Genomic DNA, 21278 nt, shown 5'->3' on the forward strand with positions numbered 1-21278 from the left:
GGATGCGCCCAGGAGACCATCCACCGCCGTGAGCAGCGCTGTCGCGCTACTCACGAGCGTGGTGGTTTCCCCTGAATCCATAGCTTTATTCTACCGTGATAGAACAGTCCACGGAAGACGAATTCTATTGTGATATAAAGCTATTCAGAAGGAATAGCCTTTCATTGGAATGGGTTTTCGGCTACTTGCTGCTTGCCGTCAAGGTCTCGTCGAGTTCGGCGAGAAGTCTGGCCTTGGATCGGACGCCGATCATGGTTCGGATGGGTTCACCGTTGCGGAAGAGGATCAGCGTCGGTGCCGACATGATTTGGTAATCGCGTGCGGTGCTGGGGTTTTCGTCGGTGTTCAGTTTGCGGATGGTGATGAGGCCGTCTCGTTCGGCGGCGATGGCATCCAGGATGGGGGCGATCATTCGGCAGGGCGGGCACCATTCTGCCCAGAAATCCACCAGAACTGCGCCTTCGCGGTTCAGGACCTCCTGCTCGAAGGTTTCGTCGGTCAGAGCGGTGACATTCACAGCGGGTTCTCCTTCAGCCAGGAAAGTACTTGCTCGGCATGGTGATTCGGAGGAAAGACAGGGTAGAAGACGTGCTCGATCGCGCCGTCGCGGATGATCAGGGTCAGGCGTCTGTACAGGCGGGTGCCGTCGGCTTCGAATGTCGGTAGCGACAGCGCATCGGCCAGGCGTAGCGACGGGTCGGACAGCATGGTGAAGGGCAGATGCAGTCGGGCGACGACCTCGCGTTGATAGTCGGAATCCTGGCTCGAGAGACCGAATACGCGATCGACGCCCGCGGCGATCAGATCAGCGTGATGGTCGCGAAAACCACACGCCTGCACCGTGCATCCGCGAGCGCCGGGAATGGTGTCCCACCCGGCGGGCAGGTCGGTGTCGGGACGACCGGTCATCGGAAAGAGGTAGACGACCGTTCGCCGATCACCCGATGCGGCGAGATCGATTCTCGCGCCGTCGGTATCGGGCATCGCGAACTCGAGCATCCGCATACCGGGCAGATGTGCGGCCGCCCCGTCATCCTCGGGCTCGACCAGATCATTCGGCAGCGCCAAGAGATTTGGCGCGGAAGGTGCTGCCGGGACCGCCGTATTGCGTTGGGCGGCATCGCGCAGCCGACGAACGAGCTCGTCCCGGCGCGCCGTCAGCGTCTCGATCTGGCCGGTCAAATCGTGTATAGCCCTGCGGTATTCGGCCAGTGAGGCGGGGCAGTCGTCCACATGCTCGCTGCCCGACGACAGGCATTCCAGGAATGGCCGCGTCTCCTCCACCGCGATCCCGAGGCGATTCAGCGCTCGGATCTCGCGGACCAGGCGCACGGTGTCCTCGTCGTATTCGCGATAACCATTGGGGTGGCGCGCGGGCGTGACCAGCCCCAGCGCCTCATACCGCCGAATCGCCTTCGGGCTCACCTCGGCCAGTTGGGCGAGTTGACCAATCCTCATCGATCGAATGTAAACGCTGCCCCCGGGGGCAAGGTCAAGCCGATCTGCGCGGTGAATCCGCGCGATCAGAGCTGATTGTCCAGGAACAGCGGTTGAAGAGGTCGGTGTTCAACCGCGTCCCGGCGGCGGCCCACAGATGGGCGTTCTACTGGTCCTGGGACAGGCGATAGACGACTTCGGAACCGTTCTGGCAGGCGTAGCCCTCACCGGTCTTCACCTGGTAGCCCGATTCGGTGGTCTCGGCACCGCACCCGTCGAGGTTGCGCCACATATCGCGATTGGATTCGGCGTCGGTCTGCCAGGTCAGCGGATCGTTGGCGGCCAGTATGACGCCGAAGGAGATATCGCGGCTCGAAGTGCAGTCGAAGCCGCCGGGAAAGTAGGAGGCGTAGGTGGCCGCGGGGGCCACCATATTGGCGGAGTCGCATGCCATTCGGGAGGTCATCTGACCACCGTTCGCGTGACCGACGAAATGCACGCGGTGGGGAGCGACGGAGCGATTTGGAAAGTGAAATGCTCACGTGCGCAATCGAAGCGGGCGATATCGCACCCAATCTCGACCCGGACGCGACTCTCGATGCACTCTTCGGCCCGATCCTCTACCGTGCCCTGATGGGTTCCGGCATCCCCCGAGGGCTACTGGACACCCTGTACGAAGAGCTGCTCAACCCGTAAGTCAGCGCACGCCGTCGGCCAGTGCGTTGCGCTCGACGCTGAAATAGGTTCGGTCGGCGGGCAATTGCCAGTCCGGACCGACGAAGTAGCTCTTGGCGGTCTCATCGCCGAATCCGAGATAGCGCAGCCACGCCACCGCCGTACCGGCCGAGAGGTAGTTGTCGATTCCATCGACCACCGAGAAATGGCTCACCCCACGGGCATTCGCGATCCACGCGGGCGCGTTGCAGGTCAGGTTGTACTGCCACCAGCGCACCCAGGCGAAGTCCGGCACCACGAAATCGTTGTAGCCGGTGAGGAACAGCGTCGGCACATTGATCAGCGCGCCCACCGCCAGCGGACCGGGCTGAATGGCCAGCACACCCGCCACGTGCAGTTCGGGATCGATGGCCCGCGCCACCGGCGGCAGCAGTGCGGCGATCTGCAGCGAAGCCTGCCCACCACCGGAGTGCCCGGCAAAGAGGGTGTGCGACAGATCGATTCGCCGATACAGCGGTGAGGCCGGATCGCGATCGGCCAGCATGGCCGCCGCCAACGCCGCGCCGGGCACATACGCCAGTGAGTTGAACCATTCATAGGCGATCACCACGACGAAACCATTACCGGCCCACTGCCGCGCCAGCCGGTCGTACTGGCCCGGATTGGATTCGAAGCCGCCGGTCAGCACGATCAGCGGCGCACGGCCGAGGTCGGCGATATCGGCCGGGTAATAGGTGTTCACGCCCGCCGGGGACTCCAGTCCATTGGGGAACGCCCGCGTGCAGGTCAGATCGTCGCGATTGCCGAACAGGTGCACGGCGATGTGCTGGAACATGCCGTACACCGAGTCCTGGCAGGGGTTGGTGCGCACCGTGGTCGCGACCGGATGCGGTCCTTCGCCGCCGAAGACGGTCTGTGCGGTGGCGGTGGGCGCGGGTGCATCCGCCGCGGCCACCGCCGTCCAGGATCCGGCGAGCAGGGTCGCCGCCGCCAGTACCGTCGTGACCGCACGCGGCGGTGCCATAACCCTCATCGTCGAGGTCCTTCTCCGTCTCAGCCAGGCAGAGTGAAACCGTCTGGTCTCAGAGGAGAGTAACGAAAAGTGGCCTACGACACAATGGCTTGTCGGGCGTATCGATGGGTGGTGCGAGTCCGTTCGCTGACGCGCTGCATCAGAAGTGGTTGTGGCACAGGGGTTCTCCTCGTTGGAATGGGCTCGGCCCCACGATGCCGGAGCGAATGCCCGGATTGCCTCAGACGGATTGACTGGCGGCGAGAGCCAACGTCCCGGCGGTCGCGACCGGGTGCGCGGCGCGGATTGTGCGCGCCCCCTTTGAATTCCGCGCGCCGAAAACGGTGAAAGTGAATGACGGGCCAATTTTGCTTTTCAGTGGCCTGGCACACAGTGAAAGATGCACGAACATCCCGTTAACCATTTGTTTGCGAGTCTGTGTATTGCGAAGTGCGCGAAACGGTGGTGTTCTTGGTTCGCGCCCGTTTCGGCGCCATTCCCGGCAGCGTCGCCGCCGCTCTCTCAAACTGCTCGTCAGCCCGGCCGTCGTTTCGGCGCACCGCTACACACTGATGAAGGTTCGAAAGGAATTCAGGCCATGAACGGACATATCGTCACCCGGGTTGCCGCCGTATGCACCGGCGCCGCACTGACATTCATCGCGCCTGCCCTGGCTACCGCCGCACCGGCGGGAGACGGCTCCTCGTCTCCCGCCGGTGCGGGCAATACCGGCGCTCAGTCCCTGTTACCGCAGCTCGGCACAGGTTCCGCCGCCGTCGGCACCGGGAGTGCGACGGGCGCGGGCGTGCTGGGCGCGCTCGGCACCGGCAGTTCGGCCGCGGGATCGCTGGCCGGACTCGTCCCCGGACCGGGCTCCATTCTCGGCCTGCTCGGCACCGGCAGCGGCGCGGCCAGCGGGTCGGCGCAGGCGGGCGGCACGCTCGCCCAGGCACTCGGATCGGGCAGCGCCGCCGCGGGCGCCGGCTCCTCCGGTGCGAACTAGCCAATAGCTTCCAATTCGCTCGAGGTGAACGGAAGGGTTGCGAAATTTTACGAAATACGTACGCCCCGACCGTCGAGCATTAATTCGATGAGGACATCGATATGGAATATACGCACCTATCCGAATTCGCACTGCGCCCGGGAACATTGACGCTCTGGCGGCCCGAGCTCGCCCCGGACCACGACTGGACCGCCGACCCACGACCCTTCACCAGCGTTCATATCCGGCATTGCCTGGCCACCGACCCGGACGATCCCCGCCCCGGCCGCGGGCGCTGGATCGGCACCATCTTCGAAATGGATTCGCCCTTCCAGGCCGAGCATTGGCGCGAAACCGTGCGCCGCTGGCACGCCCGGCACGAAGGGCTGCGCACCACCCTCGATACCGCGAGCGAATCGGAACCGCGCCGGATGAGCTGCGCGCCGGAGGCGGTCGAGGTGGCCGACGAGCCGGTGCCGGGCATCACCGACGCCGGGGCGATCAGCGAATACCTGTGCGACACCCTGGAACAGCGGCTCTCCGCACTGGTGTGGCCACACTGCCTGCTCGCCACGGTCGAGCACGGGACCGCGGATTTCACGGTGCTGATCGCCGCCGACCACTCCGTCCTGGACGCCTACTCGCAGGCAATCGTGATTCTCGAGCTGCGCACCCTCTACCGCTCGATTGTCAACGGCGAACCGGTGCGCGAGTCCGAGACCTTCGGCAGCGCAGCGGATTTCGCCGTCTGGGAACGCAATGCCGCGGCCGCGCTCATCCCCGGCTGCGAGGCGGTGCGACTGTGGCAGAACTTCCTGGACGGCTCCGGCGGCATGCTTCCGCGCTTCGAGCCCGCCATCACCAAGGGCAGCGGGACGTCGTCGGCGCTACCGCAGACCAGCGTCTCGCGAAAACTGCTGCCGCTCGATGAACTCGAACACATCGAGACCATGGTCACCGCGCGCGGGCATCGGCTCTCGGTGGCGGTCTTCACCGCATTGGCCATCGCCTACCGGCGGGCGTACGGCTACATCTCCATGCGGGCGATCATGCCGATCGCCACCCGCCCGGATCTGCGCTGGCTCGAATCCATGGGCTGGTTCGTGAATGTCGTGCCCATCGACATCACCCTGGACCCGGATCTGAATCTGGACAACGCATTGGAGTCCACCCGCAAGACGCTGCGCCGCTCCCGGGTCGCCAATGACGCCACCTGGACTCGAGCGCTGGAACTGCTGAACTGCACCGATCATCCGCGCTTCGGCATCTCCTTCCTGGATATCCGGGTGCTGCCCGATTACGAACTGGTGGAATCCCTGCGCGGGCACACCCTGCGCGCCGAGTCGTACTCCGGTGACGAGGTGTTCTTCTGGATCGTCCGGGCGGCCGACGGGCTGCGGTTGTCCACCCGCTTTCCGGCCGCCTTCCCGGAGTATGAGATGGACCGCTTCCTCACCGAATTCACCCGCGCCATGCGGGAATTCGCCGCCGCGGACGCGATTGTCGGTGAGCCTGACGCCTTGGTGGTCACCGCGCCCGGCGTCTCGGCGGAGGGCTTCTCGGTCGCCAGCGGCCAGGTAGCGGTCGCCCTCACCGGTTCGGCGCGGGAGACCGGTGCCACGGTCACCGCGACGGACGAACCGGAATGTGCGGTTGTTCCCGCCGAGACCGCGAACAGCGCGGCCTTGCACCGGGTTCCGGTCGCGGCGCAGGGCTGAGCCATGAAGGTGCTGCTGGCCTTCGCGGGCAGTCGGGGTGATGCGCAGCCCGGGGCGCTGCTGGGCCGGGAGCTGGCCGCTCGCGGGCATCGGGTGACGGTGGCGGTATCACCGAATCTCGTGGAATTCGCTGCCGGATATGGTGTTTCGGCGGTGCCCTGCGGGGTGGACACCGGTGAGCTGCTGCGGGCGCAGCAGCTCGACCGCCGATTCGCGAGCTGGAATCCGGTGCAGCGCATGCGCGCCCTGGTGGATCTGCAACGTCGCGGATTCGCCGAGGCGGCCCGGGATCTGCGCGCTCTGGCCGGGGACGCGGAGGTGCTCGTCACCGGTATGGCCTGCGAAGAGCTGGCCGCCGAGATCGCCCGCTCCCGGGGAATTCCCCTGGCGGCCATGCACTTCTTCCCGATTCGGCCGAATCGATCGGTGCCGGTGGTACCCGCCCCGTGGGGGCGACGGGTGCCGGACGCGATGAACCGGCTGGGCTGGCGGACGCTCACCAAGGTGCGGGCCTGGTCGCTGGCCCGGGAGATCGCGGCACTCGAGGGGGAACTCCGGGACGACAGCCGCGCCGATAGCGGCGCGGAGTTCCCGGCCCGCACGGCGATCCAGGCGTACGACATCGAGTTGTTCCCGGGTCTGGCGGAGGAATTGGCCGGTGCGCCGGTGACCGGATTCCCGGTTGTTCCCGGTGCGGACGCGGATGATCGGACGTCGCACATTCCGGCCGATGCCGTCCCGCGCCTGCTGGCGGAGTGGCTGCGGGCCGGGGACGCGCCCGTCTACGCGGGATTCGGGTCCATGCCCGTGGCCGATCCGGTCGCGGTGGAGCGCCTGGTGCGCGAGGTGTGCCGCAGTCAAGGCCGGCGAGTGCTGTTGACCGGCAGTATGTTTCCCGCCGAGATCAGCCCGCGGGCGGCGGTGCTGCCGCAGGTCGATCATCGGGCCGTGCTGCCGCGCTGCGCGGTGGCCATCCACCACGGCGGGGCCGGAACCACCGCCGCGGCGTTGCGGGCCGGGGTGCCCTCGGTGATCTGCTCGGTACAGGCCGATCAACCGTTCTGGGGACGCCAGCTGGAAACCCTCGGCCTCGGTGCGACCCTCCCGTTCGCACAGCTGACGGCGGATCGCCTGGAGCGGGCGCTGATTCGCGCCACCGAGCCCACCGTCATGCTGCGGGCCTCGGCTTACGGTCTGCGCTTCCACGACGACGGCGTCGCGCGGGCCGCCGACGTCATCGAATCCCTGCCGAGCACGGCGGAGCGGGATTCGGCTACACCACAAGCGAATTCAGTATCGCCCGAGACCGCTCCGGCAGCGCAGCCGAGCGATGTGGCGACCCTCAGGATCGGAGGTACTCGATGAGTACCGAGCTGGCTATCGAAACGCAGTCGCTGGGAAAGACTTTCGGAGCACTCACCGCCGTCGACACGGTGGACCTGCGGGTCACCGCGGGTACGGTCTTCGGACTGCTCGGCCCGAACGGCGCGGGCAAGACCACCATCGTGCGCATGCTCGCCACCCTGTTGCGCCCGGACTCCGGTCGCGCCACCGTCTTCGGGCACGATGTGGTGCGCGAGGCGATCGCCGTCCGCTCCATGATCGGACTCACCGGTCAGTACGCCGCGGTGGACGAGAACCTCACCGCGGTGGAGAATCTGCGCCTGTTCGGCCAACTGCTCGGCCTCACCCGAAGAGCCGCCGCCCGGCGGGCGGACGAACTCCTCGAACAGTTCGAGCTGACCACCGCCGCGCGCCGCCGAGTCGGCTCCTTCTCCGGCGGTATGCGCCGCCGCCTGGACCTGGCGGCGACGCTGATCACGCTGCCGCCCTTGATCTTCCTGGACGAGCCCACCACCGGCCTGGACCCGCACACCCGCGAGCGCATGTGGTCGGTGGTGCGCGAACTGGTCGATCGCGGCGCGACCATCCTGCTCACCACCCAGTACCTGGAAGAGGCCGACGCGCTGGCGGACCGCATCGCGGTCATCGATCACGGCAGCGTGGTCGCGGAAGGCACCGCGGTGGAACTGAAGTCGTCCCTCGGCGAGGAGATGCTCCGTATCGACCTCGTCGAGGCGGCCCAGCGCCCCCTCGCGGACGCGGCGGTTGAGCGCATTGTCGGGAGCACTCCGCTGCACGGGGATACGCCCACCACCCTCACGGTGCCGCTGCGCGATATGGACAGCGCCGCCGATGTCATCACCGCATGCCGCGCCAGCGGAATTCGCCTGCGCGGCTTCGCGGTCGACCGCCCCGACCTGAACTCGGTCTTCCTGGCCCTGACCCGGCATTCCGCGGACCGAAAGGTATCGGCATGACCGTCCTCGTCGAGACCTCCGTGGTCACCGAATCGCGACCGCGCATCGAGCGCAAGCCCACGGTCCATCACATCGGACCCGGTGCGGCGCTGCGGCAGTCGCTCACCATGGCCAAACGCGGCATGCTGACATTCCGGCACAGTCCGCAATTGCTGTATGACGCGGTGCTTTTGCCGATCATCGGACCGCTGCTGTTCGGCAATGTGTTCGGCACCGCCATCGCGGGGAGTCTGCACGCGTATCTGCCGACCCTGGTGCCGGGCGTGCTGGTGCAGATCGTGCTCACCTCGTCGGTGGCGACGGGAGTGCAACTGTCCGAGGACATTCGGTCGGGGGTGTTCGATCGGTTCGTCGCCATGCCGATCGCCCGCTCCGCCCCGGTCACCGGTGCGCTGGTCGCGGGCGCGACCCGGTATGTGATCGCCGCGCTCATGGTGCTGCTGGTCGGCTTCGGAATGGGTTACCGCCCTGAGCATCCCGTCGGTCTGGTGCTCGGCGCACTGCTGGTCGTCCTCGCCACCACCGCTATGAGCTGGATCTTCGCCTTCATCGGCGTCACCGTGGCCCGCCCGGCCGCCGTACAGGGCATGTCCATGCTGGTGCTGACCTTCCTGAGTTTCGCCTCCAATGCCCTGGTTCCGGTCGCGGCCATGCCCAGCTGGCTGCGGCACGTCTCGGACTACAACCCGGTCTCGCATCTGGTGGCCGCCGTGCGCACCCTCGCCGATGAGGGGCGAGCGGGCAGCGACCTGGTGTGGTCGGTGGCGGCCGCGCTGCTGGTCGCGATCGTCTTCGCCCCCTTGACCGTTCGCACCCTGCGCAATCGCTGATTGGAAGGACCGGACATGTCCACCACCGCAACCGCTCGCCCGATCCGCTTCGCCACCCCCACGCCGGTCCGAATGAACCGGCTGACGGCCGATGACGACCTGTTCCTGAAACTGCACTCGCTCTACGGCAACGCCCTGGTCAACCAGTTGGCCTGGCGTTTCGACGAGCCGGTGGATTCCGCTGTGCTGGAACGCTTGCACGCGCATCTGGCGCACGGCTTCCTGTCCCGCCGGGTGCGGACCACCGCCGTCCCGTTCGCCCGGCCCTGGTGGGTGCCCGCCACCGGATCGATCCCACTGGATATCGCGCCCGAGCCGGTACCGGAAGACGGTGTGCTGGACTGGTTCTTCGACCAGAGCCGCGTCGACTTCGATCCCGCCAGCGGCCGGGTCTGGCGACTCTCCGCCGCCCCGACCGCCGCCGGGGGCATGCTGCTGTCGCTGGTGACCTCCCATGTCGGCGCGGATGGGGGAGCGGTGCTGTACGCGGTCGGCGATGCCCTGGACCGCTTGGATTCCGGTGCGCCGGTGGACAGCACCGCCAGCTCCGGTCGCCTGGTCGGCGGCACGCCTCGAAAAGGACTGTACCGCAGGCACTTCGCCGACGCCGCGGGCCAATTGCGCGCGGCCGCGACCGGTATCCGCGCCGCCATCGATGCCCGCGCGGTGCGGGAACCGGCCCGCAATCCGCGCCCGGCCGCGCCCGCGCTGGAACTGCCCGATCGGCACACCGCCGCCAGTCTGGTGGTGGAAGTCGGGCTGGCCGAATGGAATTCGGTGGCCGCCGCGCACCGAGGCACCGCGAACGGCCTGATGGTCGGTGTGGCCGTGGGCATTCTGGGCCGCTCCGGCCGGATCGCCGACGGCTCCGAGGTGAGGGTGGATATCCCGCACTCGATGCGGGTCGCCGATGATCCGCGTGGCAATGCCACCACCGGATTGCCCATCGCCGTTCCCTACCGTGCCGGCGAACTCACCGATCTGGCGCAGGTCCGCGCGGCCGTCAAACAGGCGGCCCGTGCGTATGCCGATCCGGTCACCACCCCCGCGCTGCAACATCTGCAACCGGTGCAGATGATGCTGCCCCGCTTCGTGCTGGACCGTTTCTCCCGCACGGCGAAGGCCCCGGAATGCCTGTGCACCAATCTCGGTGAGACCGGTCAGTCGGTGGCCAATTTCGCCGGTGTCCGCGCCCGCTCGGTCCTCATGCGTCCGGTCGTCTGCGTCAATGACACCGATCTGTTCCGCCGGGTGGAGGTCGGCCTCAATCTCTCCTGGTCCAGCGATGGCGAGACCGTCACCCTCGCGGTCACCGGCGCCGATCCGGACCGCTTCCCCACCCGCGAGGCGCTGCGCGAGTGCGTGGCAAGGGAATTCGCGGCCTGGGGCCTGTCGCCGTCCTTCTGGCGGTAGTGATCTCCTGTTGACGCCTTGCCAATCTAGATGTAACCATGGGGTACAGTTATTTTGGTCACTCCCCGAGAGGCTCTGACAATGGCGTCAGCAACCACCACGACGGCATCCGTGAAGACCGATCCGGAGCTCGCGCTCGCCCAGCGGTACGCCGAGAAACTCCTGCTGCTCTCGCAGGGCTCGGTCGACAGGCATTTCGATCCGTTCACCGATATCGATTGGGACCACCCCGATTTCGCGGTCGATCCGAGCGATGGGCGCTGGATTCTGCCGAAGGCGGGCGATATCTTCGCCCGGCATCCCTGGTATCAGGCGCTGCCGCGGGCGCGCAAGATCGAGATCGGGCTGTGGCGGCAGGCCAATATCGCCAAGGTGGGCCTGCAGTTCGAGACCCTGCTCATCGGCGGCATGGTGCAGCACACCTTCAAACTCGCCAATGGTGATCCGGAGTTCCGGTACTGCACCCACGAGGTGATCGAGGAGTGCAATCACACCCTGATGTTCCAGGAGATGGTGAATCGCATCGGGCGCGATGTTCCCGGTATGGGACCGATCCTGAAGAAGCTCACCTATGTGGTGCCGCTGGCGGCCGCGACCTTCCCGAATCTGTTCTTCATCGCGGTGCTCTCGGGTGAGGAGCCGATCGACCATATTCAGAAGTCGATCCTGCGCGCGGGCGAGCAGGTGCACCCGATCATGCGGGGCGTCATGGCGATTCATATCGCCGAGGAGGCCCGGCACATCTCCTTCGCCCACGAGTTCCTGGAACACCATGTTCCGCAGGTGAATCCGCTGAACAAGTTCGTGCTGTCGCTGGCGTTCCCGATCGTCATGTGGATCGGCGGGCGGGCCATCATCATTCCGCCGCGCGCCTTCTTCCGTGAGTTCGACATCCCGGACCGGGTGCGCAAGGACGTCTTCTTCGGTCTGCCCGACTCGAAGGAGACCTTCGCCGGGTACTACGCCGATGTGCGGACCCTGGCCAAGCGCATCGGCCTGATGAATCCCATCGCCAAGACCGTCTGGAAGGTGCTCGGCATCGACGGTCCGACCGCCCGCTACCGCTCGGAACCGCAGCGTAAGGCCGCGTGAGTAGACGTTACTGTAGATAACAGATAAACTTCGGCGAACCCGGACGACGGAGCCCGGGCGCGAACAGACGAAGCGAGTACCCCAATGACGCGGCATGTCGACGTACTGATCATCGGCGCGGGCCTCTCCGGTATCGGCATGGCCTGCCATCTGACCAGGGAGAATACCGGGCGCAGCTATCTGATCCTGGAGCGTCGCACCGCCATCGGCGGCACCTGGGACCTGTTCCGCTACCCGGGCATCCGCTCGGACTCCGATATGTACACCTTCGGCTACGGCTTCCGCCCGTGGATCGGCACCAAGGTCCTCGCCGACGGACCGCACATCCGCCAGTACGTCGAGGACACCGCCGCCGAATACGGCGTCACCGACCACATTCGCTTCGGCCGCAAGATGACCACGGCCCGCTGGGACAGTGCCGCCGGGGTCTGGACCGTCGAGGCCCTGGACGAGCGCACCGGTGAGACCGAGATCTACACCAGCGATTTCCTGGTCGGCTGCACCGGCTATTACGACTATGACAAGGGCTACCGCCCCGAGTTCCCGGGCGAGGAGAAGTTCACCGGGCAGATCGTGCATCCGCAGCACTGGCCGGAGGATCTGGACTACACGGGTAAGCGCGTGGTGGTCATCGGCAGTGGCGCGACCGCCATCACGCTGATTCCGGCCATGAGCGATAAGGCCGCGCATGTCACCATGCTGCAGCGCTCGCCCACGTACATCGCCGCCCTTCCCGCCGACGATCCGGTCGCGGTCGGACTGAAGTTCGCGAGGGTGCCCGCGTCCATCGCCTACCGGGCCGGGCGGGCGCGCAATATCGCGTTGCAGCGCGCGAGTTACCAACTGTCGCGGACCAATCCGAAGCTTTCCGCCAAACTGATGTTGGCGGCGGTGCGGGCGCAGGTCGGTCCCGGTATCGATATGCGGCACTTCACCCCGTCGTACAACCCGTGGGATCAGCGGCTCTGCGTGGTGCCCAATGGCGATCTGTTCAAGACGCTGCGCGCTGGAAAAGCCTCCATCGCAACCGATCACATCGAGACCTTCACCGAGACCGGCATTCGGCTGCGCTCGGGTGAGGAGCTCGAGGCCGATATCGTGGTCAGCGCAACGGGTTTGACCGTGCAGATGCTCGGCGGCGCGACCCTCGAGGTGGACGGCGAACAGCTCGCGACGCGAGATCTGGTGGCGTACAAGGGCGCACTGCTGAGCAATGTGCCGAATCTGATGGTGATCCTGGGCTACACCAATGCCTCGTGGACCCTCAAGGCGGATCTGGCCGCGGAGTACTTCTGCCGCCTGCTGAACCATATGAAGGCCAAGGGGTACACCGAGGTCGTCGCGGTGCCGCAGGAGGGCGACCGTTCCGAGGCCTCGCTCATGGGCGGTGCGCTCACCTCCGGCTACATCCAGCGCGGTGACACCGTCATGCCGCGTCAGGGCACTCGCGGTCCGTGGCTGGTGATCAACAATTACTTCCGTGATCGCGCGATGCTGCGCAAGGGCGCGATCGAGGACGGCATCCTGCGCTTCGGTCGCGGAGCTCGTCAGGCCGAGTCGGTCCCGGCGACGGAAACACTGTCCGCCTGAACGGAATCGAGTAGCCGGGCGGTCCGGTCGGTGGCCCGACCGCCGGTCGATGGCGATGTCCCCTCCGCGCCGCCATCGACCGGCGATCAGCCCGGGGTGGTGCCGATCAACAGCGCCACCAAGACCAGACAGGTCGCGGCGGTCATGGAAGACAGGGCCCAGCGGCTGATATGTCTGCTGCCGGTGCGGATATTGGTGACGGTGGAGGCGCGGAACTCTCCCGAGCGACTCTCGTGCCCCTCGGCGAAGGCCGGATCGCCGAGATGCAGATCGGTGCCGAACGAGGGCAGGAAGTGCAGTGTCCACTGTGCGCCGGCGTCATCGGTGATGCCCAGCCGCATGCCCGTACGCCACCGAATAGGCGCGAACGCCCGCGCCGCACGCGACATCGGCCCGATGTGCGCGTTCGCCACCAGGTGGACCAGCAGCGCCGTCGCCGCGACCGCGCCGAGCGTGCCGGACATGACCTCTCGGGACAGCGGCGGCATACCCTCGAGGAGCAGCGCGGCGGCGGCGAGCAGAAACCAGAACGGTTGCAGCACCGGCATTTCCATCGGACGCGGATCCGCGGTGACGGTGCCGATCAGGCTCGACCGGCGGTAGCCGGAGGTCGGCATTGGCAGTGCCGCGATCCGTGGCAGCGGCCGTGCGCAGCCGCGGCAAAGCTCGGCATTGCCGCGGCCGGCCCAGCCGCACCGGTGACATCGGAGTGTGGCGTCGGAATGCACAGGTTCTCCTGACTGCGGAGCGTGTCGCGCTGCGCCAACCGAATCGACAGGCGCACAACGACTTCCCGGAGGGTGGTGCCCAGCTCACCGGCGCGGATGGCGGCCAGCTCCAGGGCGATGTCGCCGTCGGCCGGGGCGGGATCGCTCAGGATCTCGTCCAGCACCATCCCGCTGACGGCCTGCTCGAAGGTCAACTTCCGGTCCGGCAGCCAGCTCAATTCCCATTCGTGCTCGGAAGCGGTGGAGCGGAGGGCGATTTCGGGTGTCACATCACTGGTGATCAACCATGTGGTGAATGCGAGGGCCATGGGTGCGAACACCTCCTCGGGAGCTGCAGGCACCCTCGCGGCTGAAAGTGCCTGTGCCATAGAGGATATGTGATGTCACTCATGGCAAAAAGCGAGATGTTGTGGTGTCAGAAGCTGAATCGAATCCAGTGCAGATACTGAATAAGCATCATGCTCAACAAGTATCTGAAATCTGCTCGCAGTTAGGCGTTATCGCTTGAATTTCGAGGCGAGTCTGCCTGTCGCAGAGCATGCGTGATTGCCACACACGCTCGAAGTAGCCGCTGCCGAAGGCGATTTCGGGCACTGCAACCTTGCAAATCGAAAACTCCGTGGACACGTCTGGCACACATGACACATCGTGCTTACTATGGGTGCCGCATGGCACGTGGTGGCACGGCAATGGAAAGAGGCAGCATGTCTCGCTCAGCCGCGGACGGCGAGCAGGTCGGTGAACTGGTCCGCCGACTCCGCAAGGAACGCGATCTCACGCAGTTGCAACTGGCCGAACAGGTCGGTTGTTCGCGCAGTCTGATCCAGCAGATCGAGAACGGCACCCGCATACCGCCCCTCGCCCTACGGGAACGGCTGAGTTCGGTACTGGGCGAACGCATGCCGGTGGTCGGCACCGAGACCGCCGCCGACCTGGTCAGCAGCGATCTGCGCATGCAGTTCAATATTCTGCTCGGCAAGGATCCCGAGGCGGTGGCGCGCGTGCTGGCCATCGCGCAGAGTCTGATCGATGTGAGCGCGGCCCGCGGTGAGGTGAAACCGCTCGGCTTCATCGCCAAGCGTCAGCTCGAACGCGCCGAGGAACTTCTGACCCAGATTCCTTCGGGTAGTGCCACGGTATGGGAATGGAACACCATCAATGACTGGTTGACGGTGCTGGGCAACGCCTCTCGGGCGATCTGCGCCATTCACACCGCCGACCTCGGCGCCATCGGCGGAGACCTGGGCGACGAATACCACCTGGAGATCATGCGGCTGGCCCGCGCCGGGGTCTCGGTGCGGCGGCTCTATGTCATCGACGAGATATCCGATGTGGTGCCGTACGAGGACAAGATCTGGCAACAGGTGCGCGCGGGCGTCGAAACGGTGCTGGTGGACCGCCTGCACGCCAGCAACGCGCAGAGCATGCTCATAGTTGACGAGAGCTATGTGACCACGGGCGAATACGATTACGCGCGGCGCGAACGCGTCGCTACCCGCTTCTCCGCGCTCAAACACGATGTCCAGTTCGCGCAGAGCAGGTTCGACAAACTCTACGAACTCAGGAGTGCCGGAATGGCCCTCGTGGTCAACGAAATCATGGCGCAGCCGGCGCTGGCGCGATTCGCGCGACTCGGCCCGGAGGACAGCCGCGCGCTGTTCCGCGCCGCGCTCGCGCAATCGTGGTCCGACGGCCCCGGCGCGAGCGGGGAAGGCGGGTACCGGTGACCGAACGCACGGCAGTGCTGTGCCCGGACCCGGTGCGCCTCACCAATCGCTCCGATGAGCGCAAGCAGGCCGCCCGCGCCTACCTCGGCCCCGATCCCTGGTTCCCCGGGACGCGGGACCGGACCTATCGCGGGATCATCGACGCCTACCACGGCGAGACCGGGCTGCGGATGGACGACGCCACGGCCGAGGCGTTGAATACCGCATGGCGCGAGGTGATGACCCGCACCCAGCCCGACGAGTACCGTGATGGGCGGCTGTACGACAAGAAGCAACCCCTGGTGCTGCGAAAGCTGGCGGCGGAGCGGCTGTTTCAGCGTCTGTGCGCACCGGTGCCGGAGGTGGCCGGGGTGCTGGTCGATCCTGGCGAGGTGCTGGTGTGCCCGTACTCCAGCACGGTGCTGTTGGAGGAGGCAATCGCCACCATCGCGCGGCCCGGCGGGGTGCTGGTGTGCCCGGAGGGGTACTACAAGAGCGCCAGCGTGCATATCGCCAAGTACGGGCTGCGCATGGTCTCCAGCGGGGCGACGGCGGATCGGGACTTCAAGATCGATCCGACCGAATTGGCCCGGACGCTGGAACACCATGCCGCACAGGGGAATCTGTGCGGGGTCATGCTGACGCTGCCCGGCAATCCGGTGGTCGCGGAATACACCGTGGCCGAGCTGACCGAGATCGGCCGGGTACTGGTGGCGGCCGCGGTCCCGGTCATCTGCGATATGTCCTTCGATCTGCTCGTCGACGATCACCTACCGATCGCCGCGCTCACCGTGCCCACCCCGGACGGGCCGGTGCGGCTCTACGACCGGGTGCTGAGCATTACTGGAAACTCCAAGGCGTACAACGCCTTCGGCCCGAACAAGATCGGTGCGGCCTGCACCGGGAATACCGTGTGGCTGGAGCGGATCCGGGCGCGGCTCTGTGTCTCGTTCCAGCGCGAGACCACACACCTGGCCCGCGCCACCATCGAGCACATCCGCGCGGAACAGTTGGCGCACAACCGAACCCTGCTCCGCGAACAGGTCGAGACCGCGTGCGCGCTGCTCGCCGGAATCAATGATCGATTCGGCACGGAGCTGCTGCGACCGCTCGGCAGCCGCCAGGGCATGTTCCTGACCGTCGAATTCGACACCGAGCTGCTGGCGAACGCCGGTGTGCGCACCAGCCCCGAGCTGGAGGACCTGCTGCTCACCATGGCCGGGATCGACAGTGTCGCCCTGGGCCGCACCGGATCCCATCGGCTCGGCGTCCGCCTCAATGTGGCCGCGCCCCGCTATGGAGCCGGGCAGGAGGACGGCGCCGTCGAACTGCTGCACGAACTTTTCGACCGGCTGGAATGCCTGCTGCGACGACTGCGCGGCGGGATGACCTACGGAGATGCTTTGTCGGAGCGGCGGATTCCCGCCATCGCGTCATGATCGTCGGCGTGCCGCGGGAAACGGCCGCCCGGGAGCGGCGGGTGGCACTGACCCCGGCCGATGTCGCGCGGCTGCGGGCCCGCGATGTCCGGGTGCGCGTCCAACAGGGAGCGGGCTGGCGGGCCGATTTCACCGACCGCGCCTATGCCGAGGCCGGAGCCACGCTTGTGGCGCACCGTGCGCAGGTATTCGCCGACGCGGACGTCATAGCCTGGGTGAAGCCGCCGGCCTATGACCTGGACACCGTACCGTTGCACGCGGGCCAGTCCCTGCTCGGCTTCCAGGATCCGGTGCAGCGCGCGGCGCGCATCCGCTCGCTCGAGGCGCGCGGTGTGCACTCGGTGTCCTTCGAGCGGATCTCCGCCGAACCCGGTGCCGCGCAGCTGGATCCGCTCTCGGCCATGAGCATGATCGCGGGCGATGTCGCCTACCGCGCCGGCCGGGCGCTGCTGCCCGAGCGCGTTCGGGTGCGCCCGGTCCGCTCGCTCGTGATCGGGTGCGGCCGAGCCGGACTGGCCGCCATCGGCGCCGCGGTGCGCTGCGGTGACGATCGGCCCACCGCGATCGGCATCCGCGCCGCACAGCGGGAATCCGCGATCGCAGGTGGCGCAGCGCATTTCCTCATATCGCCGACCCCCGGCGCGATCGTCGACCTCATTACCGCCACCGATCCGGAGCTCATCGTCTGCGCGGCGGGGCATCGCGGCGACCAGGCCCCGATCCTGCTCGACCACTCGGCCCTGAACTCGCTCACGGCCGGTGCCGTGGTGGTCGATCTCACCGCCAAGGCGGGCGGCAATTGCGTTGCCACCGTGGCCAACTCGACGGTGCGGCTGCCAACCGGGATCACCGTCGCGCATCGCTCCAACTATCCGGCCGATCGCCCGCATGCCGCCAGTCGCGCCTACGGTGCGGCCACCGCGGCCGAGATCCTGCGTCTCGCGGCGGATTTCAACCGGCCGCAGTCGACTGCTCCACTCCCGTGAGGAATCGGTCTTACCGGCCGCTTGCGTGCCCGGGCGCTCAGCTTGCGTCGCCGGATATCGCGGGCGGGTCGAAGGTCAAGACCTCGTGCAGCGGGCGGCGCAGCGCGCGGGCCGAGGGTGGGGCGGCGTGGGCGAGGCGGAAGAGCAGGACCTCGGCGCGATTGGCGGGGGCCTCGAAAAGGGCGCGGTAGCGCTTACGCAGCGTCCGGAGCTGATCGCGTTCCTCGTCGGCGAGGCCGAGGCCGCCACCGCGTTCCAGGCGGGCGAAGAGCAGGGGCAGGGCCGTCATGGGTTGCAGGGCTATGCCCTCGCGGGTCGCGGTGAGCCAGAGGCGCTGCATGATTCGGCCGCCGTGCAAATAGCTTTCGCGGGACTGGCGCGGCACGGTCAGCAGGCCGACGGCCGAGGCCGCGGCCACCGCGCCGCGGGACAGATCCTCCAGGGCGCGGCCGCCGCCGATCTCGCGCAGGCAGCGCATGACGGACCAGTCGCGCATGAGGGCCAGGGCGGTGCGTTCGGCGGCGGTCAGCTCGGCGGTGGCCAGGTCCAGGCCGTGCCGGTGGGCGCGGACCTCCTCGGCGGTCCAGCGGTAACCGCGCATGGTCTCGTGATGCATAGCCTCGTTCAGCAGGGTGAGGCGATCGGCCGCGCCTATCAACGCGCCGATTTCATCGAGTTCCTTTGCGGTATCCAGCAATTGCAGTCTGCCGCCCGCTTTCGCGGCCATCCGGGTGAGCTGTTCGGCAATGGCGGGCTCGAGTTCGCGGCGTTCCTGGCGCACCCGATTGGTGACCCGGGAGGTGAGGTGGGTGGCCAACCGGTCGGAGCTGGATGAGCCCGCGGCAGGACGCAATTCGACCGTGGCGATCAGGGCGTCGTCGGCGGGATCTGGCCAGGGCCGGATATCGGCCCGCACGCCGAGCTGTGCGGCGGCGAGATCCACGTTCTCGAGCAGGGCCCCGAAACCCACCCAGGTCGCACAGTTCTCGAAATCCAGCGCCGGGAGATCGCGGGCGGGGTTGTGGCGGCACTCCAGGCGGGCATGGTCGCGCCGCCAGCGCAGTGCCCACGGCTGCGCATTGTGGGCGGAGGGGGCGAGGGTGCCCATGGCGGCTATCCAGCGCACCGCCTCCTCCGAGAGCGTGTCGCGGTCGGGGAGATACACGCGCGTGCCGGGATGCGGCGGCAGTGCGGGGATAGCGCGGGCCTCCGGGGCGATGGTGAATGGCGTTGCGGCGGTTGCGGGTTCACCGATACGGCGGTGCTCCGCGGTCACCAGCTCACCCGGATCGACGTGGTAGCGGCCGGACGGGACCGATTCGCCGAGCAGCAGTCGGCGGGCGGTGTCGGTGATTATCGCACCGCCGAGGGCCACGGCCGAGGCCAATTGCGGCCAGCCGCCGATGGTTCGGCCCACCTCCGGGAGCGAGGCGGCGGCGCGCACGCTGGGTTCGCCGAGAATCGCCATGATGTGCGGCATCTTGTCCTGTGCGGACAGTCCCCGAAGCTGTTTCGCGCGAACGGCTCCCAGTAACCCGTGCAGCAGTGGCCGATCCGGCTCCAGATCGAAGCGTTCGACATCGAGCATGCCGCGATCGCTGGTCCCCATGAGCACCGGAATACCGTGCGCGCGTGCGCGTTCCCGGAGCAGTACCTTGGTGTGCAGATCGTCGCACTCCTCCACCAGCAGATCCAGCCGACCGCCGCCGAGTAGGAAGTCGTCGACCAGTAGATCCCGGATTCCCATGCTGTGCAGTTCTATTCGCACGAAGGGATCGATCTCGAGCAGTTGCCGTGCGGTCAGCACCGTTTTGTCGACACCGAGGTCCGCTACTCGCGCCCGCAGCCGGTTCAAATCGGTGAGGCCGATCCGGTCGAAATCGGCGAGTTTGAACACCCCGCCGATGCCTTCGGTGGCGAGGGCGATCGCGGCCGCGTTGCCGACCGAGAGTCCGACCACGCCGATACGCGTTCCGGCCAGTCGCCGCTGCTCCTCGGCGGTGATCCGGTAGCGATTGCGATCGGTTCGGACCGCGCGAAAGTCCTGTTCCGGCAGCAGATGTACCAAATCCCCGGTCCATGGATACCAGACCCACACCCCGTATTCCGCCAGATCGCAATTCGGACCGGGGCCGCGCTCAATTCCGAGTTGTCGTAATTGTCCGGTAATTGTGTCGTGTACGCGAGGATTCACCGTATCCCGAAGCTCGGCGAGCGCCTCCCGGTCTTTCGCACTGGCCGCATTGAAATGAACCGGCCGCCATTCAGAATTGTCCCCACCGTTCCGGGTCCGCATGGAAAAGGTGTACACCCCGGACCGGCGATCATGGCGGGGATTGGCGCAGGATCAGGGTGAATCGAACCGGAAACCATGTCAGTTCCTGTGCCGGTGGATATTTCACAGCGCCCGGGGCGCGCCCACACTGGGAATATGACCGGTGTGCCCGCCCCCCGAGACGCTGGAAGCGGCTCCGCACGGCGCGGGTGATCGGGGCCGTGCGCGCCGGGCGGTTGCGGCTGGGCTGCCATCTCTACAACACCGAGGCCGATATCGACCGGCGCTGAATGTGCTGACCGGACACTGATTCACGAGCGCCGCAAGCCTCAGATGGGCTGGAAGCCCGAGCCGATGTCATCGGTCGCGTCCACGGCCGCCCGCACCGCGTCGAAGGAGACCGCGACCACCGGCGAGTGCAGCGGATTCATCGGACTCGTACAGCTGAATCGCAGTCCCACCGTGTCATTGATGAGCGGCCTGGAGACCAGCCCGACCAGTTGGTCGCCGATGGTCAGCGGCCCACCCGAATCGCCGTAACCCGAACACGCCTGATCGAGGAAGCCGCCCGGTCCCGCCGACCACACCGTGCCGCAGGCGAATCCGCTGGTGCGACCGTTCTGGCAGGCCACATCCCAGGCCGCGGGCAGTTCGCCGACGCCGGTGATGGTGGTCGCGCCGACCGTGCGCAGCGGGGTCACCGCGGTCGGATCGAATTCGATGACGGCGTAATCCAATTCGGCATCGGAGGTGCGCACCACGCCGATCACCCCGGCGTCCGGGAAACGCTCACCGTGCACCGGGGTGCCGGCCTCCCCGCAGTGTCCGGCGGTGAAGCCGACCAGTCGCCCGGCGGCATCGTGGCCGATGGTGGTGAGACTGCATTTGGTGGAGCTACCCAATACGATCCCGGATCCGCCGCCGAGCGCCGCCCGGGTGTCACCCGGCTCCGCCTGCGCCTGCGCGGCGGGCAGACTCAGCGTGGCCACGACTACGGCGGGCGCGACCCACCGGCGAAATCCGAGCATAGGGAACCACCCATCCGTCCCGACACCTCCGATTCGGAGTTGCCAT

Annotated in this window: 20 protein-coding genes; 12 read left to right on the top strand and 8 right to left on the bottom strand. The window is 67.0% G+C overall.

Translation table 11 applies throughout. From position 1 onward, the window contains the following. Window positions 1–181: 181 nt before the first annotated feature. The 3 genes from trxA to NA10_RS18890 form a co-directional block, all read right to left on the bottom strand. Window positions 182–517: a thioredoxin gene (gene trxA, locus NA10_RS18880; RefSeq protein WP_067569787.1), complete on the bottom strand. Its 336-nt coding sequence runs from the start codon at window positions 515–517 to the stop codon at window positions 182–184. After that, entirely contained in the window at window positions 514–1458 is a 945-nt protein-coding gene (locus NA10_RS18885) for a redoxin family protein (protein ID WP_067569789.1), read from the bottom strand. Before NA10_RS18885 ends, trxA begins: the two co-directional genes overlap by 4 nt. Before the next feature lie 145 nt (window positions 1459–1603). Further along, complete coding sequence (locus NA10_RS18890) at window positions 1604–1903, bottom strand: alpha/beta hydrolase family protein (RefSeq protein ID WP_157556610.1); 300 nt, start codon at window positions 1901–1903, stop codon at window positions 1604–1606. On the opposite strand from NA10_RS18890, the gene NA10_RS35720 reads away from it, so the two are divergent. Then, window positions 1885–2133 (top strand): TetR-like C-terminal domain-containing protein, encoded by a 249-nt coding sequence (locus NA10_RS35720; RefSeq protein ID WP_084514928.1) that lies wholly within the window; start codon window positions 1885–1887, stop codon window positions 2131–2133. The genes NA10_RS18890 and NA10_RS35720 overlap by 19 nt on opposite strands. A gap of 1 nt (window position 2134) precedes the next feature. On the opposite strand, the gene NA10_RS18895 is transcribed toward NA10_RS35720, so the two are convergent. Beyond that, complete coding sequence (locus NA10_RS18895; protein WP_067569793.1) at window positions 2135–3136, bottom strand: poly(ethylene terephthalate) hydrolase family protein; 1002 nt, start codon at window positions 3134–3136, stop codon at window positions 2135–2137. Between the two features lie 586 nt (window positions 3137–3722). Here NA10_RS18895 and NA10_RS18900 point away from each other — a divergent pair. The 8 genes from NA10_RS18900 (at window position 3723) to NA10_RS18935 (ending at window position 13070) form a co-directional block, all read left to right on the top strand. After that, window positions 3723–4127, top strand: a complete 405-nt coding sequence (locus tag NA10_RS18900) for a hypothetical protein (RefSeq protein ID WP_067569795.1) — start codon at window positions 3723–3725, stop codon at window positions 4125–4127. 101 nt (window positions 4128–4228) lie between these two features. Continuing rightward, window positions 4229–5824, top strand: coding sequence for a condensation domain-containing protein (locus NA10_RS18905; protein ID WP_067569797.1), 1596 nt, complete (start codon window positions 4229–4231; stop codon window positions 5822–5824). Window positions 5825–5827: 3 nt separating this feature from the next. After that, window positions 5828–7189 (top strand): glycosyltransferase, encoded by a 1362-nt coding sequence (locus NA10_RS18910; protein ID WP_067569799.1) that lies wholly within the window; start codon window positions 5828–5830, stop codon window positions 7187–7189. Continuing rightward, window positions 7186–8145, top strand: a complete 960-nt coding sequence (locus tag NA10_RS18915; protein ID WP_067569801.1) for an ATP-binding cassette domain-containing protein — start codon at window positions 7186–7188, stop codon at window positions 8143–8145. Before NA10_RS18910 ends, NA10_RS18915 begins: the two co-directional genes overlap by 4 nt. Next, a complete protein-coding gene (locus NA10_RS18920; protein WP_067569803.1) occupies window positions 8142–8975 on the top strand; it encodes an ABC transporter permease in 834 nt (277 codons plus the stop codon). The genes NA10_RS18915 and NA10_RS18920 overlap by 4 nt, the downstream gene beginning before the upstream one ends. A gap of 15 nt (window positions 8976–8990) precedes the next feature. Beyond that, window positions 8991–10388, top strand: a complete 1398-nt coding sequence (locus NA10_RS18925) for a hypothetical protein (protein WP_067569805.1) — start codon at window positions 8991–8993, stop codon at window positions 10386–10388. Window positions 10389–10469: 81 nt separating this feature from the next. After that, complete coding sequence (locus tag NA10_RS18930; RefSeq protein ID WP_067569807.1) at window positions 10470–11480, top strand: AurF N-oxygenase family protein; 1011 nt, start codon at window positions 10470–10472, stop codon at window positions 11478–11480. Between the two features lie 84 nt (window positions 11481–11564). Continuing rightward, window positions 11565–13070: a flavin-containing monooxygenase gene (locus tag NA10_RS18935; RefSeq protein ID WP_067569809.1), complete on the top strand. Its 1506-nt coding sequence runs from the start codon at window positions 11565–11567 to the stop codon at window positions 13068–13070. 86 nt (window positions 13071–13156) lie between these two features. Here the strand turns inward: NA10_RS18935 and NA10_RS18940 are convergent, their stop codons facing one another. Together NA10_RS18940 and NA10_RS37955 are read right to left on the bottom strand one after the other, a co-directional pair. Then, window positions 13157–13687, bottom strand: a complete 531-nt coding sequence (locus NA10_RS18940; protein WP_067569811.1) for a hypothetical protein — start codon at window positions 13685–13687, stop codon at window positions 13157–13159. Continuing rightward, complete coding sequence (locus NA10_RS37955; RefSeq protein ID WP_067569813.1) at window positions 13654–14106, bottom strand: hypothetical protein; 453 nt, start codon at window positions 14104–14106, stop codon at window positions 13654–13656. The genes NA10_RS18940 and NA10_RS37955 overlap by 34 nt, the downstream gene beginning before the upstream one ends. A 396-nt stretch (window positions 14107–14502) precedes the next feature. Between NA10_RS37955 and NA10_RS18950 the strand changes: the two genes are divergently transcribed. The 3 genes from NA10_RS18950 to NA10_RS36865 are packed head-to-tail and all read left to right on the top strand — an operon-like array spanning window position 14503 to window position 17929. After that, window positions 14503–15525: a helix-turn-helix transcriptional regulator gene (locus NA10_RS18950; RefSeq protein ID WP_067569815.1), complete on the top strand. Its 1023-nt coding sequence runs from the start codon at window positions 14503–14505 to the stop codon at window positions 15523–15525. Continuing rightward, window positions 15522–16943 carry an aminotransferase class I/II-fold pyridoxal phosphate-dependent enzyme gene (locus NA10_RS18955; protein WP_067569817.1) on the top strand — a complete coding sequence of 474 codons (1422 nt, stop codon included), beginning with the start codon at window positions 15522–15524 and terminating at the stop codon, window positions 16941–16943. Before NA10_RS18950 ends, NA10_RS18955 begins: the two co-directional genes overlap by 4 nt. Window positions 16944–16951: 8 nt before the next feature. Further along, entirely contained in the window at window positions 16952–17929 is a 978-nt protein-coding gene (locus NA10_RS36865) for a Rossmann-fold NAD(P)-binding domain-containing protein (protein ID WP_169812606.1), read from the top strand. 37 nt (window positions 17930–17966) lie between these two features. Here the strand turns inward: NA10_RS36865 and NA10_RS18965 are convergent, their stop codons facing one another. Further along, the gene (locus tag NA10_RS18965; RefSeq protein ID WP_067569821.1) at window positions 17967–20225 is read right to left on the bottom strand and encodes an Rv1355c family protein; all 2259 of its coding nucleotides are present in this window, start codon (window positions 20223–20225) and stop codon (window positions 17967–17969) included. Window positions 20226–20533: 308 nt separating this feature from the next. Continuing rightward, window positions 20534–21232 carry a S1 family peptidase gene (locus NA10_RS18970; protein WP_067569823.1) on the bottom strand — a complete coding sequence of 233 codons (699 nt, stop codon included), beginning with the start codon at window positions 21230–21232 and terminating at the stop codon, window positions 20534–20536. Window positions 21233–21278: the final 46 nt, after the last annotated feature.

The organism is Nocardia acidivorans NBRC 108247, from assembly GCF_001625085.1.
Lineage (GTDB): Bacteria > Actinomycetota > Actinomycetes > Mycobacteriales > Mycobacteriaceae > Nocardia > Nocardia acidivorans.

Bases quoted from the DNA above. Each gene is read 5' to 3' on its own strand.
- NA10_RS18925 (WP_067569805.1), top strand. From the start codon at position 8,991: ATGTCCACCACCGCAACCGCTCGCCCGATCCGCTTCGCCACCCCCACG.
- NA10_RS18930 (WP_067569807.1), top strand. From the start codon at position 10,470: ATGGCGTCAGCAACCACCACGACGGCATCCGTGAAGACCGATCCGGAG.
- NA10_RS18920 (WP_067569803.1), top strand. From the start codon at position 8,142: ATGACCGTCCTCGTCGAGACCTCCGTGGTCACCGAATCGCGACCGCGC.
- NA10_RS18895 (WP_067569793.1), bottom strand. From the start codon at position 3,136: ATGGCACCGCCGCGTGCGGTCACGACGGTACTGGCGGCGGCGACCCTG.
- NA10_RS18915 (WP_067569801.1), top strand. From the start codon at position 7,186: ATGAGTACCGAGCTGGCTATCGAAACGCAGTCGCTGGGAAAGACTTTC.
- NA10_RS18935 (WP_067569809.1), top strand. From the start codon at position 11,565: ATGACGCGGCATGTCGACGTACTGATCATCGGCGCGGGCCTCTCCGGT.
- NA10_RS35720 (WP_084514928.1), top strand. From the start codon at position 1,885: ATGCCATTCGGGAGGTCATCTGACCACCGTTCGCGTGACCGACGAAAT.
- NA10_RS18965 (WP_067569821.1), bottom strand. From the start codon at position 20,225: ATGCGGACCCGGAACGGTGGGGACAATTCTGAATGGCGGCCGGTTCAT.
- NA10_RS37955 (WP_067569813.1), bottom strand. From the start codon at position 14,106: ATGGCCCTCGCATTCACCACATGGTTGATCACCAGTGATGTGACACCC.
- NA10_RS18900 (WP_067569795.1), top strand. From the start codon at position 3,723: ATGAACGGACATATCGTCACCCGGGTTGCCGCCGTATGCACCGGCGCC.
- NA10_RS18885 (WP_067569789.1), bottom strand. From the start codon at position 1,458: ATGAGGATTGGTCAACTCGCCCAACTGGCCGAGGTGAGCCCGAAGGCG.
- NA10_RS18905 (WP_067569797.1), top strand. From the start codon at position 4,229: ATGGAATATACGCACCTATCCGAATTCGCACTGCGCCCGGGAACATTG.
- NA10_RS18970 (WP_067569823.1), bottom strand. From the start codon at position 21,232: ATGCTCGGATTTCGCCGGTGGGTCGCGCCCGCCGTAGTCGTGGCCACG.
- NA10_RS18950 (WP_067569815.1), top strand. From the start codon at position 14,503: ATGTCTCGCTCAGCCGCGGACGGCGAGCAGGTCGGTGAACTGGTCCGC.
- NA10_RS18940 (WP_067569811.1), bottom strand. From the start codon at position 13,687: ATGCCGACCTCCGGCTACCGCCGGTCGAGCCTGATCGGCACCGTCACC.
- NA10_RS18890 (WP_157556610.1), bottom strand. From the start codon at position 1,903: ATGACCTCCCGAATGGCATGCGACTCCGCCAATATGGTGGCCCCCGCG.
- NA10_RS18910 (WP_067569799.1), top strand. From the start codon at position 5,828: ATGAAGGTGCTGCTGGCCTTCGCGGGCAGTCGGGGTGATGCGCAGCCC.